General features: G+C 51.6%; 13 protein-coding genes. 10 read left to right on the forward strand and 3 right to left on the reverse strand.

Annotated elements, in window-relative coordinates:
• Positions 1-70: 70 nt before the first annotated feature.
• Genes MUG09_RS10505 through pdxA form a run of 3 tightly spaced genes read right to left on the reverse strand, consistent with a single transcriptional unit; the run spans position 71 to position 2820 of the window.
• Positions 71-607 carry a cob(I)yrinic acid a,c-diamide adenosyltransferase gene (locus MUG09_RS10505; protein WP_244771379.1) on the reverse strand — a complete coding sequence of 179 codons (537 nt, stop codon included), beginning with the start codon at positions 605-607 and terminating at the stop codon, positions 71-73.
• A gap of 3 nt (positions 608-610) precedes the next feature.
• Positions 611-1795, reverse strand: coding sequence for a tetratricopeptide repeat protein (locus MUG09_RS10510; protein ID WP_244771380.1), 1185 nt, complete (start codon positions 1793-1795; stop codon positions 611-613).
• Positions 1792-2820 carry a 4-hydroxythreonine-4-phosphate dehydrogenase PdxA gene (gene pdxA / locus MUG09_RS10515; RefSeq protein ID WP_244771381.1) on the reverse strand — a complete coding sequence of 343 codons (1029 nt, stop codon included), beginning with the start codon at positions 2818-2820 and terminating at the stop codon, positions 1792-1794. The genes MUG09_RS10510 and pdxA overlap by 4 nt, the downstream gene beginning before the upstream one ends.
• A gap of 119 nt (positions 2821-2939) precedes the next feature.
• Here pdxA and MUG09_RS10520 point away from each other — a divergent pair, with 119 nt between their 5' ends.
• The 10 genes from MUG09_RS10520 to mmsB all read left to right on the forward strand — a co-directional run bounded on the left by MUG09_RS10520 (position 2940) and on the right by mmsB (position 13834).
• The gene (locus tag MUG09_RS10520; RefSeq protein ID WP_244771382.1) at positions 2940-3218 is read left to right on the forward strand and encodes a hypothetical protein; all 279 of its coding nucleotides are present in this window, start codon (positions 2940-2942) and stop codon (positions 3216-3218) included.
• A gap of 66 nt (positions 3219-3284) precedes the next feature.
• Positions 3285-4211: a hypothetical protein gene (locus tag MUG09_RS10525; RefSeq protein ID WP_244771383.1), complete on the forward strand. Its 927-nt coding sequence runs from the start codon at positions 3285-3287 to the stop codon at positions 4209-4211.
• A 127-nt stretch (positions 4212-4338) separates the two neighbouring features.
• Entirely contained in the window at positions 4339-5340 is a 1002-nt protein-coding gene (locus MUG09_RS10530) for an ABC transporter substrate-binding protein (RefSeq protein WP_244771384.1), read from the forward strand.
• Positions 5341-5545: 205 nt separating this feature from the next.
• Positions 5546-6544, forward strand: coding sequence for an ABC transporter substrate-binding protein (locus tag MUG09_RS10535; protein ID WP_244771385.1), 999 nt, complete (start codon positions 5546-5548; stop codon positions 6542-6544).
• A 68-nt stretch (positions 6545-6612) separates the two neighbouring features.
• A complete protein-coding gene (locus tag MUG09_RS10540) occupies positions 6613-7563 on the forward strand; it encodes an ABC transporter permease (protein ID WP_244771386.1) in 951 nt (316 codons plus the stop codon).
• Positions 7556-8347, forward strand: coding sequence for an ABC transporter ATP-binding protein (locus tag MUG09_RS10545; RefSeq protein WP_244771387.1), 792 nt, complete (start codon positions 7556-7558; stop codon positions 8345-8347). Before MUG09_RS10540 ends, MUG09_RS10545 begins: the two co-directional genes overlap by 8 nt.
• A 61-nt stretch (positions 8348-8408) precedes the next feature.
• Positions 8409-9773 carry an MATE family efflux transporter gene (locus MUG09_RS10550; RefSeq protein WP_244771388.1) on the forward strand — a complete coding sequence of 455 codons (1365 nt, stop codon included), beginning with the start codon at positions 8409-8411 and terminating at the stop codon, positions 9771-9773.
• A gap of 200 nt (positions 9774-9973) precedes the next feature.
• Positions 9974-11053: a multiple monosaccharide ABC transporter substrate-binding protein gene (gene chvE, locus MUG09_RS10555; protein ID WP_244771389.1), complete on the forward strand. Its 1080-nt coding sequence runs from the start codon at positions 9974-9976 to the stop codon at positions 11051-11053.
• 58 nt (positions 11054-11111) lie between these two features.
• The gene (locus MUG09_RS10560; RefSeq protein ID WP_244771390.1) at positions 11112-12656 is read left to right on the forward strand and encodes a sugar ABC transporter ATP-binding protein; all 1545 of its coding nucleotides are present in this window, start codon (positions 11112-11114) and stop codon (positions 12654-12656) included.
• A complete protein-coding gene (mmsB, locus tag MUG09_RS10565; RefSeq protein WP_244771391.1) occupies positions 12653-13834 on the forward strand; it encodes a multiple monosaccharide ABC transporter permease in 1182 nt (393 codons plus the stop codon). The genes MUG09_RS10560 and mmsB overlap by 4 nt, the downstream gene beginning before the upstream one ends.
• Positions 13835-13879: the final 45 nt, after the last annotated feature.

The following is a 13879-nucleotide window of genomic DNA, read 5'->3' on the forward strand; positions in this document are numbered from 1 at the left end:
CTCTGGATGATTATATCCGGAATCACAAAAATGTGAAAGAAAAAAAGGAGCTCACTTGCGATTTAGGCCATCAAAACTCAATCATCGCTTCGGCTTTTCGGTCTGCAAGCTGTAAATGATGCTTCACTTCCTGTATTTCACTCACCATATCAGCAATATCGATAAGGGCCTTGGGTGCATTGCGGCCGCTGATCACCAAATGGGGAAAGCCTTCCTTGGAGCGGTGGTCTGCAATCCAAGTGCACACCTCATCGGCATCAAGGTACCCAAGCGTGAGGGTGTAGGTGAATTCATCCAAGACTATCAGATCGAAGGCGGATGCGGATATCCACCGCTTGACCTGCTCCCAGCCACGTTTGGCAAGCTCGGCATTGAGCTTGTCATTCTCCCCTACCCAGGTAAAACCGGCACCGAAGTGTTTCCAGGTGACGCCAAGCTGTATCGCACTCTTGTATTCACCGCTGTCAAGCGTATCGGGATCCTGCTTGATGAACTGAACCACGGCGCACCGGGCCCCATGTCCGAGGGCACGAAACAGCTGTCCCATCGAGGCGCAACTCTTTCCTTTTCCATCACCTGTGTACACCAACACCATTGCCTTGCCCATCAGCTACTCCATCACCACATACTGCATCATCATCACACCCTGACCGTCGAGGGTACTTTCCCCGCTGATCTGCCGCTGGGCCTTCTCGCTCTGGCTCTTTGCTTCCTGCATGCTGAGAAGTGCCGTATAGGCCTGTCTGGACCCTGAACGGTTGTATACATCGTTCATCAGGTCGACTGCTTCCGTAAATCTGCCCATCGCCTCAAGCAGCAAGGCAGCGTTATATCCGCTGGCAATATGACCATTGCCTTCATACAGCGAGAGGAACTGCCTATATGCCGCCTCATACGAACCACGCTCGGCCAGTGTATAGGCACCCTTTGCTGCTTCAAGCTTGGGCTTGTTGCTCATAAGGGTGAGCCGCTTGGTCTGCCAGGAAGGAGCCAGCTGCTTGGAGATGGTCGATGAGAAGGAGCGGATGATCTTCTCGAACAAGGGCTTGAAGGAAGGGGCATACCCGCTTGAATACCTTCTCTCGTCACGATAGCCTCCGGGAGCTCCAGCATCATAGGTCCGTATCCCGATTTTCGTCTCCTGATCCTCTTTTCCGGTAAAGGAACGGGAGAACAGAATAGAGCCGCTGCCCAGGTCGAAAATCGTATAGGTCAGTGTCAACGTGGCTTTCTGTACCAGGAAGTACTCCCTTGAGGTTACTTTCTCATAGCTCTTGATATTCACAATAGCATCATTTGGGTTAGGGTCGACATCCTCCGTCACAAAGGTCTTCACATCCCTTCCCACCACCTGCTCCTCTACATCCATATAGGAGATGGAACTCGAAAGCAGGGCCTGCATCCCCTTCGACTTGAGCATTGCTGAAGTATTCTCCCCTACTTTGGAGAGGGTCATATATGCATCGGTGACTTCAGGGGTAAGGACGGTGAAATATCCGGTGCCTTGTACGGAATCCAGAATCATGCGCGAGGCCGTCGAGGCGACGGAGGAGGCCAGATTTGTGTCATACCCGCTGGAAAGGGTGAAATCTGTTTCACTGAGGCCCTGTATCCAAGGGCTGAGCGGACGGCCGTATGGAAACTTGTAGGCATTTGTCGAAGCGACGGCGATGTTTCTCGATGCACTGAGGTCAACCTCACCGGGAACCAAATGCCTTACCGTAATGGAAGTGGCGCAGGAGGTGAAGAAAATCACCATCGAGGCAACAATCAGAACCTTGCTCAGAACTCTCATATGTACTCCTCTTTGCTTCGGGTATAGGAGGCCGCAACTTCGAGCGCCCGGACCATCCCGCTTGCGTCAGCCAGACCTTTTCCGGCAATATCGAAGGCCGTCCCATGGTCGACGCTGGTACGTAGAAAAGGAAGGTCCCAGGTGATGGAGATGGTCCGGTTGAAATCATAGGTTTTGGCAGCAATGTGGCCTTGGTCGTGATAGAGGGAAATCACCGCCCGATACTTACCCATCCGCGTCTGATAGAACACCGAGTCGGCACCAATCGGCCCGACCACATCGATGCCTTGCCTGCGGGCCTCGATGACAGCCGGTTCCACACTCACCATCTCCTCATCCCCGAACAGGCCGTGCTCGCCGCTATGGGGATTCAAGCCCGCTACGGCGAGGCTGAGGCTCCGATCGAAGGCCGGACTGCTTTTTGTAATCCTGTCACAGGTAGCTATGGTTTCGAGCAGGCTCTCCTTGGTGACCGCATCACACGCTTGGCGCAGCGAGAGATGACGCGTATGAAAGAAAATTTTCAGTCCCATGGTATCGAACATCGTAATCGCTTTCTTTGTATGGGTGAGCTCGGAAAGGATTTCGGTGTATCCGATATGCTCGATACCGGCAGCCCTCAGCGCTTCCTTGTGCAGAGGAGGCGTTACAACAGCATGTGCATAGCCTTGCTGCACCAAAAGCACGGCGGTCTCGGCCGATGCATACGCCGCTCTGCCGCACATGGCGCTGATCCGTCCATAGGCAAAGTGATTCATGTCGACAATGCTTTGGGTATAGAGAATCTTCCGGCTTCCCCCCTCCATCGCCTGCTCAAGACGGGTTTGGTCGCTGACAACTGAATCGAATTCGGCTTTTAAGCCCAAATCTGTTGCGAGTCTGGAAATAACAGGGACATCGGCAATAACGATGACGCCCACTTCATCAGGCAGTTGTGCGGCCTTCAGCGCTTTCAATACTATCTCAGGGCCAATGCCCGCCGGATCTCCGCAGGGGACGGCCAAATATCGCTTTGCTTGCATCATGGCCCATGATACCAGTGTGCACGAGTGCTGTCCATAACCACAGAACCAATTGACAACCGTACTACCTTCTCTTATGTTGTAATCAGTGGGATTGCAATACGATTTCAAGGAGTACCGGCATGGCGAAATATCGTGAAGAAGATGATGAGCTCGATGATGAGGAAGATCGTTATTTCAGTAGGTTGGAGGACGAGGAAGACGCCTATCTGGCTGATTTGTACGATGCTCCGGAAGTGATAGATTTCGGAGATGAAGACGATGAGATGCTCGATGACGAGGAAGATGAGGATGAACTTCTCGACGATGGCTTCATGGTCGAGGGGGATGAGTCTTTCGAGGACGAATTCTTTGAGGAAGAAGATGAATTCGACGACTTGGAAGACGAGGACATCCTCTGATTCCCCCATCAACACAAGCAAGCCTCCCCCCCCCCGGGGAGGTTTTTCTATAATAAGGAAGACCCCATGTACGATAGTGAACTCTTTGCCAAAGCCAGACTCTTCATATACCGCAACGCCAGGGCTTTGGACCTCGCCCGTTGGCGCTTCCATTTCGAAGGTGCTGACAAGTCTGAAGTACTCGCCGCTCTTTCTGCCTATCAGAACAAGGATGGCGGCTTCGGCTGGGGTTTGGAAGCCGATGCATGGAACCCGAACTCAAGTCCCATACAAACCTGCACGGCAACCGAGATTCTTGACGAAACAGCCTTTTCAGACACACAGCATCCAATCATCCAAGGCATCCTCGCATATTTGGAAAGCGGCTCCTCCTTTGACGGGTCATTCTGGTATAAGGCAATACCAAGCACCAACGACCATCCCCATGCTCCTTGGTGGGCGTGCACCGACAACTCCACCGGCAATGGAGACTACAATCCAACAGCCGCCCTAGCCGGGTTCCTATTCCGACATGCAAAGGGAAATGCACAGAGGGAACTACTGGCAATCCGCATTGTCAAAGAAGCATACGACCAATTGCTGGGCGGCGGCAGGGAGAACGGCTTTCACACTATCATCTGTTATCTCAGGATGCATGACTATCTCAGCCAGATTCCTCGAAAGTCCCCCATCGATCTGCAGGAACTCGCATCAACACTCGTAGTTGCTGTGGACTCTCTTGTTGAGCAGGACAGCGATGCATGGATCAACTCATACAGCTGCAAGCCTTCGCACTTTCATCGGGCAAGTCAGCGACTGTTCACTCCCCTGTTGCAGGACCTCGGACACAAAGAGTGCACCCAGATCAAACAAACTCAGTGCGCGGACGGATCGTGGGCCCCTACCTGGGCTTGGGCCGACTATCCCGAACAGTGGGCCGTTGCAAAGCTGTGGTGGAAGTCAGATTTAATCATACGAAATCTTCTCTTTCTCAGAAGCATGCACGCCCTGTAGCCGCACTGTTTGATAGAAAATACGTACATCTCATGGCTTTTAAAGAAAGTTCATGTTTCTACGAATAGATACTTGCACTCCCAATTGTTTCTCTGTATAGTAACATATACACCTAAGGAGAAAGACCATGAATCGAAGAATAGTGTTGCTTGTTGCCCTCTGCATGATTGCCGTCTCGCCCCTGTTTTCCCAACCAACCGCCGAAGCCTCAAAGGGATATGAAATCGGCATTTCCAAAATGGTGAGTCATCCCGCACTCGACTCCATCGAGCAGGGAATAATGGACTATCTCAACGGTACCGGCATGCAGTTCAATTTCGATCTGCAGAACTGCAACGCAGAAATTGCAACAGCCATCGCGATTGCTCAGAAGTTTAAAAGCGACAACAAGGATTTGGTTGTCGGCATCGCCACCCCCCCGGCCCAGGCCCTTGCACAGGTCATAACCGACAAGCCGGTCGTCTTCGGGGCGATAACCGACCCCTTGGCAGCCGGGCTGGTAGTCAATTACGACAAAACCGAGGATACCAATATTGCAGGTATTTCGGACCTCAATCCGCTGAAGCTTCAGCTTGAGACCTATTTTCGGATTGTCAAGCCGAAGACACTGGGGATGATCTACACCAGCAGCGAAGCCAACGGAGTTGCACAGATGGAGCTTGCAAAGAGCATATGCGCCGAAAACAACGTCACCTTCGTTGCTGCAGCGGTCAGTAACTCCAGCGAAGTCAAGATGGCCGCCCAATCGATAGTCGGACGTGTGGACGCCATGTATGTGGCCATCGACAACACCGTAGTCAGTGCCATCCCCTCGGTAAGCGAAGTCTGCATGAAGGCTGGAATCCCTCTGTTCAACACTGATACGACCAGCAGCGACGGTATCGACTTTCTCATGAGCTGGGGCTTCAATTACTATACCGTCGGAGTGGAAACCGGAAAGGTGGTTGAACGAATCCTCAAGGGAGAGAAACCCAGGGATATCGGAGCTGTATTCTTTGACGATCCCGCTCAGTTCGAGCTCTGGTTCAATCTCGACACTGCAAAGAAACTGAATATCAGCATCCCTCAGGACCTGCTTGATGGAGCGAAGGTGTTGGTCCAAAACGGAAAAAAGACTATACGCGAGTAACGTTCATACTCCTTGTTTGGAGCCTGCCTTTCGGGGCAGGCTCCTTTCATTGTAGTCGATATATTCAATTATTCGAATCAAATTATAACCATATGCATAATCCATGAATTAATATTCAGTTATTTGCATAACATGATTTACAAATGCGAAAAATAAGGCTATAGTTTTGCAAACGAAAAGGATTACCTGTTTTGGAGGAAATCAGATGAACATCACACGCCGCTCCCTGTTCACCCTTGCCCTAGTTCTTCTTCTGACTTTCAGCGTCTTTGCTGCAGGACAGACTGAAGCCAAAGCCAGCGCTACGTACAAGATTGGAGTCTCAAAACTCCTCGCCCATCCCGCCCTCGACGCAGCCGAGAAAGGTTTGATGGATCACCTTGCCACCACGGGCCTGTCGGTCTCCTATGACCTGCAGAATGCAAATGGCGACATCTCCACCGCTTCCTCGATCGCCCAGAAGTTCAAGAGCGACAAGGTCAATGTTGCTGTCGGTATCGCAACCCCCTCGGCCCAGGCCCTTGCCCAGGTGTTCCCCGTCTCCTCCGGCATTCCTGTAGTATTCAGTGCCGTCACCGATGCCGATGAGGCAGGTCTGGTGGCTGCCAACATTGCCGGTGTCTCGGACAAGAACCCTGTCGACGAACAGATCAAGCTTTTGATCGACATCACCGGCGCAAAGCGCATCGGTAACATCTATGCTTCAGGCGAAGCCAACGGCGTTGTGCTTATGGAGATGGCAAAAGCCGCCTGCCAGAAGTACGGCGTTGAGTTTGTTGCAAGCGCCATCAGCAACTCCAGTGAAGTTAAAATGGCCGCCCAATCCATCATCGACCGCGTCGACGCCATCTACATTGCCACCGACAATGCAGTCATCAGCGCCCTCGCTTCGATCGACGATGTCACCACCAAGGCAAACAAGGTCCTTTTCAGTGCCGACCCAAGCGGTGTGGAAGGATTGAATGCCATGATTGCATGGGGCTTCGACTATTACAGCATCGGTGTTGAGACCGGCAAGGTAATTGAAAGAGTACTCAAAGGCGAGCAGGCCGGTTCGGTTGGAACCGTATACATCACCGATCCGACCAAGTTTGAGCTGTGGTTCAATCTTGATACCGCCAAGAAGCTTGGTTATACTATTCCGCAGTCACTGCAGGATGGTGCTGCTGTGCTCATCAAGGACGGAAAGAAAATCAGCCAGTAATACGGGCTGGACAATCAATCGCCGGACTTGCAGAGTTCCGGCGATTTTTTCTGTGTAAGGGGTTTTACATGATTGAAGGAATTTTCGTGGATGGCTTGGTCTTTTCGATCATGGTCATCGGTATTCTTATTTCCTATCGGATTCTCGACTTTGCCGACCTGACCTGCGACGGCTCGGTAGCCACCGGTGCTGCAGTCGCCACCATGAGCATCGTGGCCGGTTTTCCCATTTTCGTCGCACTGCTGCTTGCTTTCCTTGCCGGTGTAATCGCCGGTATGATAACTGCTGCAATCCATAACAAGCTGAAAATTCCCGGCCTGCTTGCCGGTATTCTCACCATGACCATGCTGTACTCCATCAATCTCAGAGTACTGGGCAATAAGGCGAACGTTCCGCTTCTCAGGGTGAAAACCATGTACTCCCAGCTCCCGGAGATTTTCAGTTTCATCCCTTCCGAATGGGCGGCGCTCCTTGGAACCCTGCTCGTCGTACTCTTCGTGAAACTGTTGATTGATATATTCTTTCGCACCGACCTCGGCGTCTCCATGGGAGCCATGGGTGGAAACGAGCAGATGGTCATCAGTCAGGGAATCAACCCCGATATCCTGAAGTTGATGGGCATCGGCCTTTCCAATGGACTGATTGCCCTTTCGGGCGGACTTCTTGCCCAGTATCAGGGGTTTGCCGATGCAAACCTCGGCCAAGGGATGGTGGTCCAGGGCCTTGCCGCCATCATGATCGGCGAGTTCCTCTTCTCCTCGAACCGCATCTCGCTGCTCACCCTTCGAGCAGTCTTGGGAGCAATCATCTACAAGGCCCTGATGTTCTTCGGCCGCAAGTATGGATATTTGGTGAATATAACCCCCAACGACTTCAAGTTGCTTACCGGCATCCTCGTGATCGCCAGCCTCTTCATCGCCCAGACAAGGAGTGCAGCTTCTTCGGCGGGTGCAAAGAAGAAAGCAATCGCCAGGTCCCAGGCCAGGCACGATTCGAAGGAGGATTCCACCAATGCTTGATTTAAGCAACATCACCAAAGTATTCTACCCCGGGACAGTCAACGAGAAGATGGCCCTGGATAATATCAATCTCCATGTAAACAAAGGAGATGTCATCTGTGTCGTAGGTTCCAACGGCTCGGGAAAGTCCACACTTTTCAACCTGATCAGCGGCACATACCCGGTCACGAACGGAAAAATCATATTCGACGGTACCGATGTAACCGCCAGTCCGGAATATAAACGGGCGATGACCATCGGCCGCATCTTCCAGGACCCTACCAAGGGAACTGCTGCAAACATGTCCATAGAGGACAATATGATTACCGCTGAGACCAAGGGAATGAAAGGCTTGAGAATCAGCCTGAACAACGAGAAGCGTGAACAATTCGCATCGCTTTTGAAATTGATCGGGCTGCAGGACAGGCTCAAGGACAATGTAGGACTTCTCAGCGGCGGACAGCGTCAAGCGCTCACCCTGCTCATGATTGTGATGAGCAGGCCCAAAATGCTGCTGCTCGACGAGCATACTGCAGCTTTGGACCCTCGAAACGCCCAGATTGTCATGGACCTCACCGAACGCTTCATCGCTGAGTACAAGCTTACCGCCCTGATGGTAACACACAACATGCAGTTCGCCATCAATTTCGGTAACCGCCTGATCATGATGGACGAAGGAACAATCATTCTCGATGTCAGCGGCGAAGAGAAATCCAAGCTTACGGTTGAGGAACTTGTCAGGCTTTTCAAGAACCTCAGAAACAAGACCTATGCAAACGACGAAGCATTGCTGACAAAGGAATAGAAAATCCAAAGGTGCTTGCCTCCTTTCGGTATTCAGCCTAAGATAGGGCGAGGACCAGTTCGTGGGAACAATTAAGCCAATTCAAGCGGCGTTGGAGCCAATGTTCACCCGCCGCTTTTTGTATACCTTGATCATCCCTTTGGTGATCGAGCAATTCCTTGCCGTCTCCATAGGCATGGCCGACACTGTCATGGTCGCCTCGGCTGGTGAGGCGGCCGTAGGTGCCATCAGCCTCGTCGATTCCATCACGTTTTTGATAATTACCTTGTTCGCCGCGTTTGCCACCGGGGGAGCCGTCGTCTCCAGCCAGTACCTCGGTAGAAAGGATTATGCTTCGGCAAATAGTGCCGCCAAGCAGTTGTTGGTTCTCTCTGTAGTGGTGTCCACAATTCTCATGGTGCTTTGCATTCCGTTTCGACGTCTCATCATCAGGTTTATCTTCGGTTCGATTGAAGAGCAGGTTCTTCTCAACGGATCCACCTATTTCCTCTATATTCTTGCCTCTCTCCCCTTTTTGGCAACCTACAACGCCTGTGCCGCGCTTTTCAGGTCGATGGGCAACAGCAAGGTGAACCTGTGGGTGAGCATCATCATGAATCTTATCAATGTGATAGGAAATGCATACTTCATCTTTGCTCTGCATCTCGGAGTGACCGGTGCTGGACTGGCCACCCTTCTGAGCAGGATCATAGGATCGGCCATCATCCTTGCGCTCATCGCCAATCCCATGAATGTCATCTCAATCCGCAACTATCGGAAGCTGGAGTGGCGCCCGGAGATGATCAGGCGTATTCTGCGCATCGGCATTCCCAATGGAATCGAAGGCTCTGTATTCCAAATCGGAAAGCTCTTGGTCCAAGGCTTCATCGCCGTCTTCGGAACTGCATCGATTGCGGCAAACGCCATCTCAGGCTCCGTTACCTCCTTCATCAACATCCCCGGGGGCGCAATCGGGCTCGCCTCGATAACCGTCATCGGACAGGCCATCGGGGCGAAGAGACCCGACCAAGCCGTCTATTACGGAAAACGACTACTTTTAATCACCTATCTCTCCATGGCGGCCCTTGCCATCCCGGGCTACTTTCTCACTCCCCATATTGTTCAAATTTTTAATCTTTCTGCAGAAGCCACCGAGCTTGCAAGCAATGTAATCCGTACCGCCATGATCTTCAGCGCCCTTCTGTGGCCGACAGCCTTCTCGCTTCCAAATTTTCTCAGGGCGGCAGGTGATGCAAAATATACCATGCTGGTCTCCATGTTCAGCATGTGGGCCTTCCGGGTGGCTATGAGCTATCTGCTGGCTATAACCCTGAACTGGGGAATCTATGGAGTATGGGCCGGCATGTACATCGATTGGCTGACCCGCAGCATGTTTTTCATCGTACGCTTCATCCGCGGCAAGTGGAAGACAAAACGTGTCATTTAGGCAATTCTGTTTAATTTATGTAAAATTTGGATAATCACCCTTTACAAATCCAGAAAGTAGTCTATCATAATACTTGAACGTGCTCGGGCACTACGCAGAACATTTGGTATTTCCACCCCTAGTTATTGCATCCGTCCTACGTATACCCCTTTACCTCTATGGTCAATTACTGGAGTAATCCAGAAAAAAAGGAGTCGTATATGAAAAAGAGTTTGTGTGTACTCTTGATGGTGTTGCTCACAGTAGCAACTCTCTTCGGAGCAGGTACGAAAGAAGATGCCTCTGTAATCAAGATCGGCGTTTCCATGCCCACCCAGAGCCTGCAGCGCTGGAATCAGGATGGAGCGAACATGAAGAGCCAGCTCGAAGCAGCCGGATACAAAGTTGACTTGCAGTATGCAGGCGACAATGACATTCCGACCCAGGTCGCACAGCTGGAGAACATGATCACCACCGGATGCAAGGTGTTGGTCATTGCATCCATCGATGGATCGGCGTTGAGTGAAGTCCTGAAGCAGGCCAAGGCAAAAAACATTGCCGTCATCGCGTATGACCGCCTGATCATGAACACCGATGCAGTAACCTACTATGCCACCTTCGACAACTTCAAGGTTGGAACCATCCAGGGAACCTACATCCGGGATGCCCTGAAACTTGACAGCACCCCAGGCCCTTATTACATCGAGCTGTTCACCGGTTCTCCCGACGACAACAACATCAATTTCTTCTTTGGTGGTGCCATGTCGATTCTCGAGCCGTACATCAAGAGCGGCAAGTTGATCGTTCGCTCCGGCCAGACCACCAAGGCCCAGGTTGCAACCCTCAACTGGTCAACCGAAGAAGCCCAGAAGAGAATGGAAAACCTTATCACCGCCAACAACTACGGCCCGAAGGGCAACCGTCTCGATGCAGTCTACTCTTCCAATGACTCCATTGCAAACGGCCTGACCAACGCACTCGTTGCTGCCGGTTACACCAAGGACAACTTCCCGATCATCACCGGTCAGGACTGCGACAAGCCTTCTGTAAAGAACATGTTGATGGGTCTGCAGAGCATGTCCATTTTCAAGGACACCCGCACCTTGGCAAGCAAGGTCGTCGAAATGGTCAACTCCATCGTCAAGGGCGAGAAAGTTGACATCAACGACACCGAGACCTACAACAACGGCGTGAAGGTTGTTCCTTCCTACCTTTGCGATCCCGTCTTCGCTACCGTTGACAATTACAAGGCTCTGTTGATCGACAGCGGCTACTACACTGAAGCTGACTTGAAGATCTGATTCTCCTTTTGATCCTTTGCGGGCAACTTCGGTTGCCCGCATCCTTTGGAGGTCCGTTTTGGAAACCCTACTACTGGAAATGAAACACATCACCAAGACCTTCCCCGGGGTCAGGGCTCTCAACGATGTGAACCTTCAAGTTCGTCCGGGAGAAATCCATGCCATAGTTGGAGAGAACGGGGCAGGCAAATCCACCCTGATGAATATACTCAGTGGAGTCTATCCTGCTTCCACCTTCGATGGCGATATTCTTGTGCATGGAAAGAGTTGCCAGTTCCACTCCATCAAGGAGAGCGAGGAGCAGGGGATTGTCATCATCCACCAGGAGTTGGCGCTTGTACCCTATCTCACCATTGCCGAAAATATGTTTTTGGGTAATGAACAAGGCAGGATCTTTTCCATCGACTGGGACAAAACCTACAGCCGAGCCGACGAGCTGCTCGCACTCGTTGGTCTTGAGGAGTCCAGCAAGACTTCCATCAAGGACATCGGTGTCGGCAAGCAACAGCTTGTAGAAATCGCCAAGGCGTTGGCAAAGAATGTCAAGGTCTTGATTTTGGACGAGCCGACAGCCTCTCTGAACGATACGGAAGCCAAAAAGCTGCTTGACCTGCTGCTGCAGTTCAAAGCAAGGGGGATGACCAGCATCCTCATTTCGCACAAGCTCAACGAGGTCTCCTATATCGCCGATCGTATAACTGTCATTCGTGATGGTGAAGTCATCACGACCATGGACAAGACCGTTGAAAGCTTCGATGAGAACAAGATCATCAAAGCCATGGTCGGGCGGAATATCAGCGACCGATTTCCCAAACGTAATGCCAAAATCGGTCAGGTAAGTCTTGAAGTGGAACATTGGACCGCTTTTCACCCTTTGTATGAGGGGAAAAAGGTCTGTGAGGATATCAATCTCAAACTTCACAAGGGTGAAGTTGTCGGCATCAGCGGGCTTATGGGTGCAGGTCGTACAGAGTTTGCGATGAGCCTCTTCGGCAAGAGCTACGGACGCAACATCACTGGAACGCTCAGGATCAACGGCAAGGAAGTCCAGCTGAACTCCATCAAGAACGCAATCCAGAACAAGCTGGCATATGTCACCGAGGATCGCAAAGGCAATGGTTTGATTCTCTCCAAGTCCATCATGCAGAACACCACGCTCGCTAAACTGGATGCCATCAGCAAGTATCAGGTCATCGACCCTGATTTGGAACTGAAGGTGTCCAAGGAAGTGAACGAAAAATTGCATACCAAATGCTCGTCGGTGCTTGAGGAGGTGAACAACCTTTCGGGAGGAAACCAGCAGAAGGTATTGTTGAGCAAATGGATTTTCGCCGAACCCGATATACTGCTGCTCGATGAACCGACGAGAGGCATCGATGTCGGTGCCAAATATGAGATTTACTGCATCATCAACCAGCTCGCCGAGGAGGGAAAGTCAATCCTCTTCATCTCAAGCGAAATGCCTGAGATACTGGGAATCTGCGATCGCATCTACGTCCTCAGTGAAGGCAGGATAGTCGGCGAGATGCTTGGGTCCGAAGCAAGCCAAGAAAAAATCATGAAATGCATTGTACAGAATCAGAAAGGAGACCAACTGCCATGAGACACAGCCTAGGCATCAAGGATACCGTGAAGAAGAACTCCATGCTCATCGTTCTTCTGGCCACCATGGTTCTCTTCCAAGTGCTCATCAGCAGCAGCGGAAGGGGATCACTGTTTGCACCCTCCAATATTTCCAATCTCATCAGCCAAAACTCGTATGTCGTCATTTTGGCAAGCGGTATGTTGCTGTGCATCCTTACCGGTGGAAACATCGACCTCTCCGTGGGTTCGGTCGTCGCCTTGGTAGGAGCCTTGGCAGGAACCCTGGTGGTCAACCTGCATTGGAACATCTATCTGTCGATAGTGATTTGTCTTTTAACAGGGCTTGCCATCGGCGCATGGCAGGGCTTCTGGATCGCCTATGTCCGCATCCCTCCTTTCATCACCACCCTTGCGGGGATGCTGTTGTGGCGCGGAGTGGCCTTGCTGATTCTCAACGGCCTGACCATTTCCCCCTTCCCTGCTGAATACACAAGGTATTTCAACAGCTTCCTCCCCAACACCGAAGATGCTGCGACAATTTTCTCCTTTACGGTCATCGTCGGAGTCGTCATCTGTTTGATCTATGGATTCTGGGCTCTTTTTGACCGATACACCAAGAAAAAGAAGGGATACGCAACCGAACCTCTGGCCATCACGTTGGTCAAGGTCGTCTTGCTTTCGGTAGCTGTTCTGGTAGTATTTTCCCTGCTTGGAAGGCATAAGGGAGTACCTGTTGTATTGATCCTGCTTGCCGTCATTGTATTGGGCTACAGCTACTTCACCGCCCGAACGGTACCGGGCAGGCACCTGTATGCGATGGGCGGCAATGAGAAGGCTGCAAAACTCTCCGGTGTCGATACCAACAGGGTGCTTTTCTTTGCATACGCCAATATGGGATTTCTCTCGGCGGTTGCAGCCTTGGTGGGTGTGGCACGCTTCAACTCGGCCGCCCCGACTGCAGGCACCAACTACGAGATGGATGCCATCGGATCCTGCTTCATCGGCGGTGCAAGTGCCTACGGTGGAACCGGTACCATCGGAGGGGCGATCATCGGAGCCATTTTCATGGGTGTCCTGAACAACGGAATGTCCATCCTCGGCATCGATGCCAACTGGCAAAAGGCTGTGAAAGGTATTGTAGTACTTGCGGCGGTAGTCTTTGATGTTCTCAGCAAAAAACGGGCGAAATCGAGCTAGACACTGTTGCCAAGTTGTATTAAGTAGCTTACTCTCAGCTAAAAA

Source organism: Sphaerochaeta associata, assembly GCF_022869165.1.
Lineage (GTDB): Bacteria > Spirochaetota > Spirochaetia > Sphaerochaetales > Sphaerochaetaceae > Sphaerochaeta > Sphaerochaeta associata.

Bases quoted from the DNA above. Each gene is read 5' to 3' on its own strand.
- mmsB (WP_244771391.1), top strand. From the start codon at position 12,653: ATGAGACACAGCCTAGGCATCAAGGATACCGTGAAGAAGAACTCCATG.
- MUG09_RS10535 (WP_244771385.1), top strand. From the start codon at position 5,546: ATGAACATCACACGCCGCTCCCTGTTCACCCTTGCCCTAGTTCTTCTT.
- MUG09_RS10540 (WP_244771386.1), top strand. From the start codon at position 6,613: ATGATTGAAGGAATTTTCGTGGATGGCTTGGTCTTTTCGATCATGGTC.
- chvE (WP_244771389.1), top strand. From the start codon at position 9,974: ATGAAAAAGAGTTTGTGTGTACTCTTGATGGTGTTGCTCACAGTAGCA.
- MUG09_RS10545 (WP_244771387.1), top strand. From the start codon at position 7,556: ATGCTTGATTTAAGCAACATCACCAAAGTATTCTACCCCGGGACAGTC.
- MUG09_RS10530 (WP_244771384.1), top strand. From the start codon at position 4,339: ATGAATCGAAGAATAGTGTTGCTTGTTGCCCTCTGCATGATTGCCGTC.
- pdxA (WP_244771381.1), bottom strand. From the start codon at position 2,820: ATGATGCAAGCAAAGCGATATTTGGCCGTCCCCTGCGGAGATCCGGCG.
- MUG09_RS10505 (WP_244771379.1), bottom strand. From the start codon at position 607: ATGGGCAAGGCAATGGTGTTGGTGTACACAGGTGATGGAAAAGGAAAG.
- MUG09_RS10520 (WP_244771382.1), top strand. From the start codon at position 2,940: ATGGCGAAATATCGTGAAGAAGATGATGAGCTCGATGATGAGGAAGAT.
- MUG09_RS10525 (WP_244771383.1), top strand. From the start codon at position 3,285: ATGTACGATAGTGAACTCTTTGCCAAAGCCAGACTCTTCATATACCGC.
- MUG09_RS10510 (WP_244771380.1), bottom strand. From the start codon at position 1,795: ATGAGAGTTCTGAGCAAGGTTCTGATTGTTGCCTCGATGGTGATTTTC.